Source organism: Pseudomonas eutrophicaquae (assembly GCF_023544715.1).
Taxonomy (GTDB): Bacteria; Pseudomonadota; Gammaproteobacteria; order Pseudomonadales; family Pseudomonadaceae; genus Geopseudomonas.
Genome location: NZ_JAMJEZ010000027.1, coordinates 14991 through 29522, shown reverse-complemented (window position 1 = coordinate 29522; position 14532 = coordinate 14991). Strand labels below are relative to the sequence as shown.

11 protein-coding genes are annotated in these 14532 nt (G+C 65.3%); 4 read left to right on the top strand and 7 right to left on the bottom strand.

Annotated features, from left to right (window positions below; genetic code table 11):
• Positions 1–104: 104 nt before the first annotated feature.
• Positions 105–2051 (bottom strand): DNA topoisomerase III, encoded by a 1947-nt coding sequence (locus MXC11_RS10775; protein WP_250010198.1) that lies wholly within the window; start codon positions 2049–2051, stop codon positions 105–107.
• Positions 2052–2196: 145 nt separating this feature from the next.
• Here MXC11_RS10775 and MXC11_RS10770 point away from each other — a divergent pair, with 145 nt between their 5' ends.
• From MXC11_RS10770 to MXC11_RS10760, 3 genes are all read left to right on the top strand, one after another.
• Positions 2197–2532, top strand: coding sequence for a hypothetical protein (locus MXC11_RS10770; protein WP_250010197.1), 336 nt, complete (start codon positions 2197–2199; stop codon positions 2530–2532).
• 161 nt (positions 2533–2693) lie between these two features.
• Positions 2694–3323 carry a TIGR04211 family SH3 domain-containing protein gene (locus MXC11_RS10765; RefSeq protein ID WP_250010196.1) on the top strand — a complete coding sequence of 210 codons (630 nt, stop codon included), beginning with the start codon at positions 2694–2696 and terminating at the stop codon, positions 3321–3323.
• 131 nt (positions 3324–3454) lie between these two features.
• Positions 3455–5044, top strand: a complete 1590-nt coding sequence (locus MXC11_RS10760) for an ABC-F family ATPase (RefSeq protein WP_250010195.1) — start codon at positions 3455–3457, stop codon at positions 5042–5044.
• Positions 5045–5074: 30 nt separating this feature from the next.
• Here MXC11_RS10760 and MXC11_RS10755 read toward each other — a convergent pair whose 3' ends face one another.
• The 5 genes from MXC11_RS10755 to MXC11_RS10735 all read right to left on the bottom strand — a co-directional run bounded on the left by MXC11_RS10755 (position 5075) and on the right by MXC11_RS10735 (position 9978).
• Positions 5075–5422 (bottom strand): FKBP-type peptidyl-prolyl cis-trans isomerase, encoded by a 348-nt coding sequence (locus MXC11_RS10755; RefSeq protein ID WP_250010194.1) that lies wholly within the window; start codon positions 5420–5422, stop codon positions 5075–5077.
• A 71-nt stretch (positions 5423–5493) separates the two neighbouring features.
• The gene (locus tag MXC11_RS10750) at positions 5494–6327 is read right to left on the bottom strand and encodes an undecaprenyl-diphosphate phosphatase (RefSeq protein ID WP_250010193.1); all 834 of its coding nucleotides are present in this window, start codon (positions 6325–6327) and stop codon (positions 5494–5496) included.
• Between the two features lie 92 nt (positions 6328–6419).
• A complete protein-coding gene (locus MXC11_RS10745) occupies positions 6420–6887 on the bottom strand; it encodes a DUF3429 domain-containing protein (protein ID WP_250010192.1) in 468 nt (155 codons plus the stop codon).
• Positions 6888–6996: 109 nt separating this feature from the next.
• Positions 6997–7581, bottom strand: a complete 585-nt coding sequence (gene nfuA / locus MXC11_RS10740) for a Fe-S biogenesis protein NfuA (RefSeq protein ID WP_250010191.1) — start codon at positions 7579–7581, stop codon at positions 6997–6999.
• 129 nt (positions 7582–7710) lie between these two features.
• Positions 7711–9978, bottom strand: a complete 2268-nt coding sequence (locus MXC11_RS10735) for a fatty acid cis/trans isomerase (RefSeq protein ID WP_250010190.1) — start codon at positions 9976–9978, stop codon at positions 7711–7713.
• A 168-nt stretch (positions 9979–10146) separates the two neighbouring features.
• Here MXC11_RS10735 and metH point away from each other — a divergent pair, with 168 nt between their 5' ends.
• Entirely contained in the window at positions 10147–13857 is a 3711-nt protein-coding gene (metH, locus tag MXC11_RS10730) for a methionine synthase (protein WP_250010189.1), read from the top strand.
• A gap of 90 nt (positions 13858–13947) precedes the next feature.
• Here the strand turns inward: metH and MXC11_RS10725 are convergent, their stop codons facing one another.
• Positions 13948–14430, bottom strand: coding sequence for a hypothetical protein (locus tag MXC11_RS10725; protein WP_250010188.1), 483 nt, complete (start codon positions 14428–14430; stop codon positions 13948–13950).
• Positions 14431–14532 lie beyond the last annotated feature (102 nt).

The following is a 14532-nucleotide window of genomic DNA, read 5'->3' as shown; positions in this document are numbered from 1 at the left end:
ACGGATTCGATCCTACTTCCGACATCCCAAAATCGCGTATGCCGCATGATTTGGGGTATTGGGTTGCCGGATTAATATACATCTCACTCCTTTCGAGACACCGGTCAACTTCCGCGCCGCCGCCCCGGCGTGCGCGAAGTACGCGCCCCTTGTGTGGCCGGCTTCTTAGCGGGTTTGCGCCGCTTGGCCACGACCGCGGGCGGCGCCTCGCTGGCCGAAATATTCAGTTGCACGCTGCGGCAGCGCTCAACCTGCCGGGCCATCCAGACCGACTGACGGTCAACGAACGTCTCAAGGCTCATCTCGCCAGCCTGCACCATATCCAGTGCCTGCTCCCAGATGGCGGTGGTGCCGGGGTCCGCCAATGCGCGCGGCACGGCATCGATCAGGGCATATCCTGCGGGAGTGGCTTGCAAGGCCTTGCCCTGACGCTGCAGATAACCACGCTCCAGCAGGCCCTGGATGATCCCGGCGCGGGTCGCCTCGGTGCCAATCCCGGTGGTGTCCTTGAGTTTCTGGCGCAGGCGCGGATCCTCCACCAGCCGGGCGACATGCTTCATCGCGCGGATCAGATCGCCCTCGGTATACGGCCGCGGCGGCTGAGTCAGCTGATCCTTGAGCTGTACCGTCTCGACCGGGCAGCGCTGCCCGACCTGCAGGGCCGGCAAGATCTGCGCCTCACTGACATCACGGCCCGGAATCGCAGCCAACGCCTCGGGCAGCGCCCGCCGCCAGCCGATCTCCACCACGCACTTGCCCACCGCCTTGAGCAGATGCCCCGCACAGCGCAGCTGGGCTTCGCTGCGATCAAACTCATGCAGGGGCAGAAACTGCGCGAGGTAGCGGGCGCGGATCAGCGTGTATACCGCCCGTGCCTTGCCGGTAAGCCGCGCCAGCCCCTGCGCCGCCGCCGTGGGGATGATGCCGTGGTGAGCGGTGACCTTGGCATCATTCCAGGCGCGCGAGCGCCGCTGGGCGTCAAGGTGTGGGCGCAGCGCCTCCAGAGTGGTATCGGCTGCCCGCAGGGCGGCGAGAATCGCCGGCGCCTCGCTGTGCTGGCTGAGAGGCAGATAACCGCAGTCGCTGCGCGGATAGGTGATCAGCTTGTCGCGCTCATACAGGGACTGGGCAATGTCCAACGTCTCCTGCGCGCCAAGGCCGAGCTTCTTCGAGCAGATCTGCTGCAAGGTCGCCAGATCAAACGGCAGCGGCGCCGGCTCACGCTGGCGCTCGGTGTCCATGCTCAAGACCTGGGCCGGCTCCCCAGATTGCAGATCCGCCGCCGCGCTCCGGGCCAGCGCCTGATCCAGGCAGCGGCCCTGCTCATCGCAACGGGCCTCGGGCGCCTGCCAGTCAGCAGTGAAGCGCGCGCCCTGCCCATCCTGCAGCAGCACATGGATCGACCACCAGGGCACCGGCACAAAGGCCGCGATGCTGCGATCACGCTCGACCACCAGCCGCAGAGTCGGCGTCTGTACCCGCCCGACCGGCAGCACGCCCCGATAGCCCTGCTGCTGCCCGAGCAGGGTGAACAGGCGGCTCATGTTCATGCCGATCAGCCAGTCGGCGCGCGAGCGGCCCAGCGCTGACTGGTACAGATTAAAAGTCTCGCTGCCCGGACGCAGGGCCGCCAGCGCCCGGCGGATCGAGGCCTCATCGAGCGCGGACAGCCACAGCCGCAGGATCGGCCCGCGATAGCCGCAGTAATCCAGCACCTCGCGGGCGATCATCTCGCCCTCGCGATCGGCATCGGTGGCGATCACCAGCTCCCGGCACTCCTTGAGCAGACGGCGGATCACCCGCAGCTGCGCCGCGCCCTGGCGGCGCACCTCCAGCTTCCATTGCGTCGGAATGATCGGCAGGTCAGCCAGATTCCAGCGCTTGAAGCGCGGGTCATAGGCGTCGGGGGCGGCGGTTTCCAGCAGATGCCCGATGCACCAGGTCACTGTCACCCCCGCCCCCAGCAGGCAGCCCTCGCCGCGCTGCCGTGCGCCGAGTACCGCCGCGATGTCCCGCGCCTGAGAGGGCTTTTCACAGAGAAACAGTCGCATCATGTCCTGCCGCGCACTTGAAGGGACTGTACAGGATCACGGCTCACCGCAGGCGCAGCAAGCCCCAGGCGGGGGCTGGAGAGCATTTTCGCCTGCGGCAAAATCTGCTTGAATCGCGGTATTCGTTGTACGCAGGAGTTCTGTCATGCACGCCATCGATGGCAAAGTCTTCGAATACCTGCGCATCCTTCACCGCCAGAATGGCCAGCCCTTCGATGACGGTGACCTGCGCGACATAGTCCAGCGCCATCTGGACAGCGCCCGCGCGGTGCTGACCAATGACACCCTGGAGCGCCTCGGCCACGCCCAGCTGGCGAGCATGATCGGCACCGCCAATCACTACAGCCAGCTGCTCGGCACGCTGCTGATGGAGGCACTGCGGGCCGGTAGTCAGCAGGCGCCCGGCCTGTGCCGTGAACTGAAGAGGCGTCAGGATGCCTATGAATACCGACGGCGCCGGGCGCGTCTGCGTCTGGTCTGAGTGCGGCCAGACGGCCTGACCCGCCTTTGGGGGTACCCAGGCCGTCGCCCGATGCCCGAAAAGGGCGACCGTTTCAAGACATCGGTACGCCCGCGTGCCTATCCTCACAGGGATCTGCCCAAGGGCAGGTGCCCGTCCGCCACTCTGGAAGAAGATTGCCCATGCCCCGCTCCCTCTCCCGCACCCTGCCCTCGCTGCTGCTGGCGGCCCTGCTGACCCCCGCACTGGCCACCGCCAGCGAGGAAAATGCCCGCTGGGTCAGTGACAACCTGAATGTCTATGTCCGCAGCGGCCCAAGCGACGGCCACCGGATTACCGGCACCTTAAGTTCCGGCCAGAAGGTCGAGCTGCTCGCCACCCAGGGCGCCTACAGCCAGGTGCGCAACAGCAGCGGCAAGGTCGCCTGGCTGCCGAGCAGCGACCTGCAGGGCGTACCCGGTCAGGCCGAGCGGCTGCCGCAGCTGGAGCAGCGTGTGCTGGAGCTGGAAACCGAGCTCAAGGGTATCGATGACGCCTGGAAGCTGCGCGTCCAGGGCATGCAGGAGACCCTCGATGCCCGCAAGACCCTGATCGACGAGCTGCAAGTGACCCGCAGCACCCTGGAGGAGCAATTGACCGCCAGCCATTCCGAGGTGCGCGCCCTCAAGGCCCAGCTCGGTAACGAGCAGCAGCAGGTATTGATGACTTACATGGTCTATGGCGGCAGCATCGCCGGGGCGGGCCTGCTGGCCGGCCTGTTCCTGCCGACCCTCGCCAGAGTACGGCGCCGCCGCAACGATCAGTGGGTCTGACGCAGGCGACTCTGCGCCGGAGCTACTGGCGGCGGGTACAAGGGAGGGCAGGCTGTGCGAGAATGCGCGCCGTTTCAGCTCCCTCCCGTTCGGTCTCATGGCCGGGCGTCATGCATTGACAGGTATCCCCCTTGATCTCCACGGCTAATCTCAGCATCCAGTTCGGCCCCAAACCCCTGTTCGAGAACGTCTCCGTCAAGTTCGGCAACGGCAACCGCTACGGCCTGATCGGCGCCAACGGCTGCGGCAAATCCACCCTGATGAAGATCCTCGGCGGTGACCTTGAGCCCTCCACCGGCCAGGTCATGCTGGAAAGCAATACCCGTCTGGGCAAGCTGCGTCAGGATCAGTTCGCCTATGAGGATTTCAGTGTCATCGACACCGTGATCATGGGCCATGACGAGCTGTGGAAGGTCAAGGCCGAGCGCGATCGTATCTATTCGCTGGCCGAGATGAGCGAGGACGACGGCATGGCCGTGGCCGAGCTAGAAGTGCAGTTCGCTGAGCTGGACGGCTACACCGCCGAGTCGCGCGCCGGCGAGCTGCTGCTCGGCCTGGGGATTCCGCTTGAGCAGCACGTCGGGCCGATGAGCGCCGTGGCACCGGGCTGGAAGCTGCGGGTCTTGCTGGCCCAGGCGCTGTTCTCCGATCCGGACGTGCTGCTGCTCGATGAGCCGACCAACCACCTGGACATCAACACCATCCGCTGGCTGGAAAGCGTGCTGACCGCGCGCAACTCCACCATGATCATCATCTCCCACGACCGGCACTTCCTGAACGCGGTCTGCACCCACATGGCGGATCTGGACTACGGCGAGCTGCGCCTGTTCCCCGGCAATTACGATGAATACATGATCGCCGCCGAACAGGCCCGCGAGCGCCTGCTCTCCGACAATGCCAAGAAAAAGGCGCAGATTGCCGAACTGCAGACCTTCGTCAGCCGCTTCTCAGCCAACGCCTCCAAGGCCAAGCAGGCCACCAGCCGCGCCAAGCAGATCGACAAGATCCAGCTCGAGGAGGTCAAGCCCTCCAGCCGGGTCAGCCCGTTCATCCGCTTCGAGCAGACCAAGAAGCTGCACCGTCAGGCCGTGACGCTCGATCACGTCAGCCAGGGCTTTGACGGCATGCCGCTGTTCCAGAACCTGTCGATGCAGGTCGAGGCCGGTGAGCGGGTGGCGATCATCGGCCCGAACGGCATCGGCAAGACCACCCTGCTGCGCACCCTGGTCGGTGAACTGGCGCCGCTGGGCGGTGAGGTGAAGTGGACCGAAAGTGCCGAGGTCGGCTACTTCGCTCAGGATCATGCCGAGGACTTCGCCGACGATGTCACCCTGTTCGACTGGATGGCCCAGTGGACCCAGGGCGGCGAGCAGCTGGTGCGCGGCACTCTCGGGCGCATGCTGTTCGGCAATGACGAGATCAAAAAATCGGTGAAGGTGATCTCCGGCGGTGAACAAGGCCGCATGCTGTTCGGCAAGCTGATCCTCAAGAAACCCAACGTGCTGGTGATGGACGAGCCGACCAACCACCTGGACATGGAGTCAATCGAGGCGCTCAACCTGGCGCTGGAGAACTATCCGGGCACCTTGATTTTCGTCAGCCACGACCGCGAGTTCGTCAGCTCGCTGGCCACGCGGATCATCGAGCTGTCGGAGAACGGCGTGACCGACTTCAGCGGCAGCTACGACGACTACCTGCGCAGCCAGGGCATCCAGCCCTGACTCAATCCTCGCGACGGCTGCGGCCAGCCCTCAGTCGTCGCGGGTCAGCACTTCCAGCAGGGTGATCTCGAACTGCAGGTTGGCGTGGGGCGGGATCGAGCCCACCTTGCGCTCGCCATACGCCAGGTGCGCCGGCACCCACAGGCGACGTGTGCCGCCGACGCGCATGCCCGCCAGCCCCTGATCCCAGCCCTTGATCACCCGCCCGGTACCGATCACACACTGAAACGGCCGCCCGCGGGCGAACGAGGAGTCGAACTCGCTGCCATCCTCCAGCCAGCCCCGGTATTCGGTGGTAATCAGCGCGCCCTTGACCACGGCCTTGCCGTCGCCGGTCACCAGATCCTCAATGCGCAGTTCTGCAGGTTGCTCGCTCATGCTGTACTCCAGAGGCAGAGGCCGCACGGGGCGGCCAGAAAGACGATAGCGGTTATCGGGCAGCGCCACGCTTAGCCCTGCGCGGTGCTCCAGTCGATCATGCCGAGCTGCCAGGTGGCGAGGATCAGCAGGCCGAAGGCAATCCGGTACCAGGCAAACACCGCATAGCTGTGGGTGGCGATGAAGCGCAGCAGGGCCCGCACGCTGAGCATGGCGAACACGAACGAGGCGATAAAGCCGATGGCAAACACCGGCAAGTCGCTGCCGTTCTCGAACAGCGCGCGGTGCTTGTAGCCGGAATAGATCGCCGCGCCCACCATGGTCGGCATGGCGAGGAAGAAGGAAAACTCGGTCGCCGCCTTGCGCGACAAGCCAAACACCAGCCCGCCGATGATGGTGGAGGCCGAGCGCGAGGTGCCCGGAATCAGCGCCAGGCACTGGGCGCAGCCGACCTTGAGGGCCTGTTGCCAGCTCATTGCATCGACCGTCTCGGTCTGCACCACATGTGGGCGCCGCTCGGCCCAGAGCATCACCACGCCGCCCAGCACCAGCGCACTGGCCACGGTGATCGGGTTGAACAGCCAGTGCTCGATCAGGTCAGCAAACAGCAGGCCGAGGATCACTGCGGGGCAGAAAGCAATCAGCAGATTGAGGGTGAAGCGCTGCGCCTGGCGCTCGCGGGGCAGCCCGACGATCACCCCGAAGATCCGCGCGCGAAACTCCCACATCACCGCCAGAATCGCACCGAGCTGGATGATGATGTTGAAGGCCTTGGCCCGATCCCCGCCAAAGCCGATCAGGTCGGCAACGATGATCTGGTGCCCAGTGCTGGAAATCGGCAGAAACTCGGTCAGTCCCTCGACGATTCCCAGCAGCAGCGCCTGAAAGGCAACCCACAAATCCATGCAGCTCTCTCCTCAAATGCAGCGTGCGTAAGGCACGGCACAAGGCCGCGCGGGGGCGCATGCTAACAGAGGAGCCTCAGGATGCGCTCGCCTCAGCCGCGCCAAACGCCGGCCCAGGCCACCAGCAAACTCAAGCTGACAATCAGGGTCAGCGGCAGGCGCAAGCGAGCGTACCAAACCGGCGCCAGCCCAAGCGCGATGGCGCGAAGATCAGCCAGATAGAGCCCGACAAAGGACAGCAACAGCAGCGGAATCGCCAGCAGGGCCGGCACCCCGAAGGCAATCGCCAGCCAGCCCAGCAGCGGCGGGATCACCGACAGTCCGAGCTGCAGCTGGGTGCGCAGATCACCGGATTCGCCACGCAGCGCCAGCCCCCAGTGAATCGCCCCCATGAAGGCCAAGATCAGCGCGGCATAGTCGAGCAGCGCCTCAAGCACTAGCGTCCGCCAGCCCGCCGGGGTCACCCAGACGCCCAGCGCGCCACTGACAAAAGGAATCAGGCCGGCCAGCCCCAGCAGCCAGGCCAGTTGCGGCGGACGCTTGGCAGTGAAGGGATGCATGCTTCTCTCCTCAAGGCAGACAGGTTACAGACAGAAAAATGGCGAACCGCCACGGTTCGCCATTTTATAGCCCCACGGACCGCCCTTTGCCGCTGCGCGGCAGGATGGGTCAGTAGTAGGCATTTTCCTTGTTGCTGTGATCGGTCACATCCCGCACGCCCTTGAGCTCGGGAATGCGCTCCATCAGGGTCTTCTCGACGCCATCCTTGAGGGTCATGTCGACCATGCCGCAGCCCTGGCAGCCGCCGCCAAAGCGCAGGATTGCCACGCCTTCGTCGTCGATATCGACCAGACTGACGTTACCGCCATGGCTGGCCAGCCCCGGATTGACCTCGGTCTGCAGGTAGTAGTTGATGCGCTCGGGCAGCGGGCTGTCGTCCTTGATCATCGGCACCTTGGCATTGGGTGCCTTGATGGTCAGCTGGCCACCCATGCGGTCGGTGGCGTAGTCAACCACGGCATCCTCAAGGAAGGGAATGCTCACCGCGTCCAGCCAGGCGGTGAAGGTCTTGAGACCCAGCGCGCTGTCATCGGGCTTCACTTCGTGGGGCTTGCAGTAGGCGATGCAGGTTTCTGCATACTGGGTACCCGGCTGGGTGATGAACACCCGGATACCGATGCCCGGGGTGTCCTGCTTGGACAGCAGATCGCCCAGGTAGTCCTGGGCGGATTCTGTAAAGGTGATGGCGCTCATGGCAGCTCCTCGCAAACGTGCGCGCAGTGTACGCGATGCCGGGACGAGGATGAAGTCCTAGCGATTTAGTCGGAATAAGAGCGCCCTGCCGACCTGCACCGCGCTAGGGCACAGCGCTCCCCTGCCAGATCACAGGTTCTGATAACGGCTCATGTCCAGCACTCCCGCTTCCAGCGGTTCACGCTCGCGGATGTGCTCGCTCAGGTCATGAAACAGCGGCCAGAAACGCGCCTCGCTGCGCCGTACACCCCAGCGCAGCACGATGCGCTCGAAATCCTCAGCACTGCGGGCCTGCTGGAGCGAAGCCACAAACGCTGCCACCTCCCCCTCGCGCAGGTCGAACAGAAAATTCGGATAACTGCTCAGCACCTCCGGCCACAGGGTCAGGGTGTCGCGTTCGGGCTGATAGCGCAGCGACTCACCCAGAATGAACGCCACGTTGCTGTGCGCCCGGTTGCGCAGCAGGCTGTAGACCTCGCGCCCGCCCCCATCAAAGCGCACCCGCAGCAAGGTGGCCTCGGGCAGGAAGGCCATGGCTGGCAGCTGGGCCAGTGGCCGGGCCGCCAGTCTGCTCAGCTGCTGATCGACCTGCTGCTGCCCGGGTGCGGCATCCGGGCGATAGCAACGCCCGTCGTGGCAGCGATTGAGGGGATCGGGCCGCGCGTTGAGGGTGCCGTAGCGCGCCAGCAATTGCTCGACGAACGCGCCTTTAGGGTCCTCTGCCGCCAGGTTCAGGCCGCTTGGGGTTTTGCTGTCGATGCGCTCGTAGTTCAGCCACAGCTTGAGTCGGCCACTGTACTGATACCAGTCACGCAGCAGCGGCGCACGCGCGTCTGGCGGCATCAGGCGCAGGAAGTTCTGCTCTGCGCCGTTGCGGATCAGGTCAAAGTACAGGCGGGTCTGCGCCTGATGGGAGACATTGCCGAACACGTCAAAGTTGACCACCAGCTGGTAATAGGTGCGCTCCAGCAGCGGGAAGTCCAGCCACCAGAGGGTCTGCGGCAGCGCACCAATCAGCCCCTTGCGCACCGAGGCACTGTCGTGCTGGCGGAAGATGCTCAGCAGCGCGTTGTCGTTGCCGGCCCAGATGTGCGACCAGCTCGGGTACGGCTGGTGGGAATAGGCCTCGCGCCGTACCCGCTCATAAGCCGCCTGCTTGCGCCGGTAATCGCGCCAGACCAACGGCAGGCGCGCCAGATCATCCTCCTGCCCGGGCAGCGCCAGCAGCGGGGTGACCCGTTCGCGGTACTGGGCATCGCGCAGGTAGAGGTCATGCTCCGGCGCCTGAAACAGCGTCCAGAACTGGTCGCGGATCACGTCGGTGGCGATCTGCCCGCGGCACACCGGGCCGCGGATGAAGGTGCGCACGAAGTACTCGGCGTCATCCAGCATGAAGCGATAGCGCGCCTCGGCGGGAATCGCCGCGAAGGTGTCGAACGGATTGGCGCGGCGCTGCGGGCCGTAGCCGGGCAGCGCCTCTGCCACCCAGTCGCCGGCGAAGAACAGCGCCTCGATGCGCGCCAGCTTGCGCGCATCCAGCGCGTAGGTGATGTGGGTCTTGTGCACGATCACCCCCTGGATCGGCCGCAGGCGGTAGAAGAAGTGCGTGCCGGGGTCGTCGTTGGGCCGCCGGGTAGCGATCACATCAAGCGCCTCGCCGCTTGGCGTGCGCGAGCGCACCAGCTCGAAGAAGCTGCCGCTGGCGCCCCGATCAAAGTGCAGGTGGGCGAGAAACAGATGCTCGTACAGCCAGCGCGCCACCAGCTGCTCGCGAGCGCCGGGGCGGTTGAACAGCGCCTCCCAGGCAGCGATCTGTGCCGCCTCCGAGGCGTTGGCGCGGCGCGGCTCGCCATCCAGCCGCGCACCTTCGGCCAGCCACTGGCGCAGGATGCGGTACTCGGCATCACTCAGACCGCTGACGGCAAACGGCATCCCGGCACCCGGATGCTTGCGGGCGAAATCGTCAAACTCTGCAGGCGTCGGGCACTGGTTATTGCGGTAGATGCCGATGTCCAGATCCGCCGCAAGTTTTGCCCCGGGCAGCGGCGCCTCGGCGCGGCCCAGTTCGAGCATGCGCGCCAGCAGTGCCGCCTGACCGCCGTCGAGCACCGAATGAAAGCCCCGGGCGCGCCAGCCTGGCGCATCCGGCGCATCGACGAACAGCCGGCTGGTTGCCTCGGCAGCAGTGCGCGTGCCGTTGTACACCGGCACCTTCGAGGCGCCGCGCGCGATACCCTCGGCGCTGCCGAGATTGAGCTGACAGGGCGCGTCGTAACAGGCGTGGCAGGCCAGACACTTCTCGGTGAGGATCGGCTGCACGTCGCGGGAAAAAGACAGCGGCGTGGCCAGCAACGCCCCGGGTAGCAGACTGGCCAGCAGCAGGATGAGCAAGGGCATGGCAAGGATCCGCTGGTGAGTATCGGCAGAGTCTAGCTGCAGGCTGCAGGCACCCGACAGCGGATCCGTCAACTTGAGGGAAATTCATCGACCAGCCCGAGCTGCTGCAAAGACATGCCGCTTTGTTATCATGCCGGCCTTTAATCTACGTCTTGCCAGGTAGTCCCCATGACAGACCGCGCCGCCCGTCTCCAGGCCCTCCAGCACGCCCTCAAGGAACGCATCCTGATCCTCGACGGTGGCATGGGCACCATGATCCAGAGCTACAAGCTGGAGGAGGCCGACTACCGCGGCGAGCGCTTTGCCGACTGGCCGAGCGACGTCAAGGGCAACAACGACCTGCTGCTGCTGTCGCGCCCGGACGTGATCGCTGCCATCGAGAAGGCGTACCTGGATGCCGGTGCCGACATTCTCGAGACCAACACCTTCAACGCCACCCGCGTCTCCCAGGCCGACTACGGCATGGAGCAGCTGGCCTATGAGCTGAACGTCGCCGGCGCGCGCCTGGCCCGCCAGGTCTGCGATGCCAAGACCGCCGAAACCCCGGATCGACCGCGCTTCGTCGCCGGCGTGCTCGGCCCGACCAGCCGCACCTGCTCGATTTCACCGGACGTCAACAACCCGGGCTACCGCAACGTCACCTTCGACGAACTGGTGGAGAACTACACCGAGGCGACTCGCGGCCTGATCGAGGGCGGCGCCGACCTGATCCTCATCGAGACCATCTTCGACACCCTCAACGCCAAGGCGGCGATCTTCGCCGTGCAGCAGGTGTTCGAGGAGGAAGGCATCGAGTTGCCGATCATGATCTCCGGCACCATCACCGACGCCTCCGGGCGCACCCTGTCCGGGCAGACCACCGAGGCGTTCTGGAACTCGGTGCGCCACGCCCAGCCGATCTCCGTGGGCCTGAACTGCGCCCTCGGCGCCAAGGACCTGCGCCCGTACCTGGAAGAGCTGGCCAACAAGGCCGACACCCATGTCTCCGCGCACCCCAACGCCGGCCTGCCCAACGCCTTCGGCGAGTACGACGAGAGCCCGGCCGAGATGGCCGCGGTGGTCGAGGAGTTCGCGGCTGCAGGCTTTCTGAACATCGTCGGTGGCTGCTGCGGCACCACCCCGGCGCACATCCAGGCGATCGCCGAGGCGGTGGCCAAGTATGCGCCGCGCGTCATCCCGGACATCCCCAAGGCCTGCCGCCTGTCCGGCCTCGAGCCGTTCACCATCGACCGCAACTCGCTGTTCGTCAACGTCGGCGAGCGCACCAACATCACAGGCTCAGCCCGCTTCGCCCGGCTGATCCGCGAGGAGAACTACAGCGAGGCCCTCGAGGTCGCCCTGCAGCAGGTGGAAGCCGGCGCCCAGGTGATCGACATCAACATGGACGAGGGCATGCTCGACTCCAAGGCGGCGATGGTCACCTTCCTCAACCTGATCGCCGGCGAGCCGGACATTTCGCGCGTGCCGATCATGATCGACTCCTCCAAGTGGGAGGTGATCGAGGCCGGCCTCAAGTGCATCCAGGGCAAGGGCATCGTCAACTCGATCTCTATGAAGGAAGGCGTCGAGCAGTTCAAGCAGCAAGCCCGCCTGTGCAAGCGCTATGGCGCTGCGGTGGTGGTGATGGCTTTCGACGAGGTCGGCCAGGCCGACACCGCCGCACGCAAGAAGGAAATCTGCCAGCGCTCCTACAACATCCTGGTCAACGAAGTCGGCTTCCCGCCGGAAGACATCATCTTCGACCCGAACATCTTTGCCGTAGCCACCGGCATCGAGGAGCACAACAACTACGCAGTCGACTTCATCGAGGCCTGCGCCTTTATCCGTGATGAGCTGCCCTACGCCCTGACCTCCGGCGGCGTGTCCAACGTATCCTTCTCGTTCCGCGGCAACAACCCGGTGCGCGAGGCGATCCACTCGGTGTTCCTGTTCCACGCGATCAAGAACGGCCTGAGCATGGGCATCGTCAACGCCGGCCAGCTGGAGATCTACGACGAGATCCCCAAAGAGCTGCGCGACGCAGTGGAGGACGTGGTGCTCAACCGCCACGCGGGCAGTACCGAAGCGCTACTGGCCATCGCCGACCAGTACAAGGGCGATGGCAGCGTCAAGGAGGTCGAGAACGAGGAATGGCGCGCGCTGCCGGTCGACAAGCGCCTGGAGCACGCACTGGTCAAGGGCATCACCACCTTCATCGTCGAGGACACCGAGGAAGCCCGCCAGCAGTGTGCGCGCCCCATTGAGGTCATCGAAGGCCCGCTGATGAGCGGTATGAACGTGGTCGGCGACCTGTTCGGCGCCGGCAAGATGTTCCTGCCGCAGGTGGTGAAATCCGCGCGGGTGATGAAGCAGGCGGTGGCCCACCTGATCCCCTTCATCGAGGCCGAGAAGGGCGACAAGCCGGAAGCCAAGGGCAAGATCCTGATGGCCACGGTCAAGGGCGACGTGCACGACATCGGCAAAAACATCGTCGGCGTGGTACTCGGCTGCAACGGTTACGACATCGTCGATCTCGGCGTAATGGTCCCGGCGGAGAAGATCCTCAAGACCGCCATCGAGGAGAAGTGCGACATCATCGGCCTGTCCGGGCTGATCACCCCGTCGCTCGACGAGATGGTGCATGTCGCCAAGGAAATGCAGCGCCAAGGCTTCGCGCTGCCGCTGATGATCGGCGGCGCCACCACCTCCAAAGCGCACACGGCGGTGAAGATCGAGCCGCAGTACAGCAACGATGCGGTGGTCTACGTCACCGACGCCTCGCGCGCGGTCGGCGTGGCGACCACCCTGCTGTCCAAGGAACTCAAGCCGGACTATGTGGCCAAGCTGAAGACCGAGTACGCCGAGGTGCGCGAGCGCACCGCCAACCGCAGCGCCCGTACCGAGCGCCTGAGCTATGAGGCGGCACTGGCCAACCGGCCGCAGTTCGACTGGGCCGGTTATCAGGCGCCGGTGCCCTCCTTCACAGGCGTCAAGGTGCTGGAGGATATCGACCTGGAGGTGCTGAGCCAGTACATCGACTGGACGCCGTTCTTCATTTCCTGGGATCTGGCCGGCAAGTTCCCGCGCATCCTCACCGATGAGGTGGTCGGTGAGGCCGCCACCGCGCTATACACCGACGCCCAGGCGATGCTGAGAAAGCTGATCGATGAAAAGCTGATCAAGGCCCGCGCCACCTTCGGCTTCTGGCCGGCCAATCAGCGCAATGGCGACGATCTGGAGGTGTATGGCGAGCGCGGCGAAACGCTGGCCACCCTGCACCACCTGCGCCAGCAGACCATCAAGCCGGACGGCAAGCCCAACCTGTCGCTGGCCGACTTCGTTGCGCCCAAAGAGTCCGGGGTGACCGATTACGTGGGTGGCTTTATCGTCACCGCAGGTATCGGCGCCGAGGAGTTGGCCAAGGCCTATGAAGCCAAGGGCGACGACTACAACGCGATCATGGTCAAGGCGCTGGCCGACCGCCTGGCCGAGGCCTGCGCCGAATGGCTGCACGAGCAGGTGCGCAAGCAGTACTGGGGCTATGCCAAGGACGAGACCCTCGACAACGAGGCGTTGATCAAGGAGCAGTACCAGGGCATCCGCCCGGCGCCCGGCTACCCGGCCTGCCCGGATCACACCGAAAAGGCCACGCTGTTCGCCCTGCTCGACCCTGCGGCGCACTTCAACCAGGCCGGCCAGAGCGGTGTGTTCCTCACCGAGCATTACGCCATGTTCCCGGCGGCAGCGGTCAGCGGCTGGTACTTTGCTCACCCGCAGGCGCAATACTTTGCGGTCGGCAAGGTCGAGCGCGATCAGGTGGAAAGCTATGCCCAGCGCAAGGGCCAGACACTGGCTGAGGCCGAGCGCTGGCTGGCGCCGAATCTGGGTTATGAGGCCTGATAACGCCGCAACCGCTGGGCAAGGGGCCGGTCATGCCGGCCCACAAAAAAACCGCCAGACATGCTGGCGGTTTTTTTATGCGCGCGATCGTTACTGCGCGGCAGCCTCAGCCGGAGCGGCAGGCTGCTCGGGTGCAGCTTCAGGGGCTGCCGGTGCTTCTTCCGCCACTGCATCCTCAGCAAACAGGGTGTTGACCACCGCGCCACCGATGACGCTGCCAGCCACCGCGCCGGCCATGCTGCCCATGAAGCTACCGCCGGCCGACTGCGGCGCCGCTTGCGGAGCGGCTTGGGCCGCTGCCGGGGCCGCAGGGGCTGCCGGAGCAGCAGAAGCCGCCGCCGGGGCATTATTGCTGGCGGCCGGGGCTGCAGCGCTGCGCGGCGCGGCGCTCTGCGCAGGCGCGGCAGGGGCGGCCTTGGCGGGCGATGAGCCGTAGCGGGTGGCCGGCTTGGCGGCAGCCGCCGGCTTGCTGACGACGCGCTTGCGCGCCTGCGCGTCATCCACGTAACCGGCGGTGCCCACGAGCAGGCCGGCCAGCGCCAGGCTGGTGAAGGAGAATTTGAGAACTTTCATACAGAATCACTCCAGAGGTTTCTGCGGTACAAAGGCGTTATGCAGGGCCATCCGCTCGATGGCCAATACGCCCAGAATAAAATCAAATCGATAGAAATCAAT

Coding starts and splice junctions, on each gene's coding strand:
- MXC11_RS10775 (WP_250010198.1), bottom strand. CDS start 2,051: ATGCGACTGTTTCTCTGTGAAAAGCCCTCTCAGGCGCGGGACATCGCG.
- MXC11_RS10770 (WP_250010197.1), top strand. CDS start 2,197: ATGCACGCCATCGATGGCAAAGTCTTCGAATACCTGCGCATCCTTCAC.
- MXC11_RS10765 (WP_250010196.1), top strand. CDS start 2,694: ATGCCCCGCTCCCTCTCCCGCACCCTGCCCTCGCTGCTGCTGGCGGCC.
- MXC11_RS10755 (WP_250010194.1), bottom strand. CDS start 5,422: ATGAGCGAGCAACCTGCAGAACTGCGCATTGAGGATCTGGTGACCGGC.
- MXC11_RS10750 (WP_250010193.1), bottom strand. CDS start 6,327: ATGGATTTGTGGGTTGCCTTTCAGGCGCTGCTGCTGGGAATCGTCGAG.
- MXC11_RS10745 (WP_250010192.1), bottom strand. CDS start 6,887: ATGCATCCCTTCACTGCCAAGCGTCCGCCGCAACTGGCCTGGCTGCTG.
- nfuA (WP_250010191.1), bottom strand. CDS start 7,581: ATGAGCGCCATCACCTTTACAGAATCCGCCCAGGACTACCTGGGCGAT.
- MXC11_RS10735 (WP_250010190.1), bottom strand. CDS start 9,978: ATGCCCTTGCTCATCCTGCTGCTGGCCAGTCTGCTACCCGGGGCGTTG.
- metH (WP_250010189.1), top strand. CDS start 10,147: ATGACAGACCGCGCCGCCCGTCTCCAGGCCCTCCAGCACGCCCTCAAG.
- MXC11_RS10725 (WP_250010188.1), bottom strand. CDS start 14,430: ATGAAAGTTCTCAAATTCTCCTTCACCAGCCTGGCGCTGGCCGGCCTG.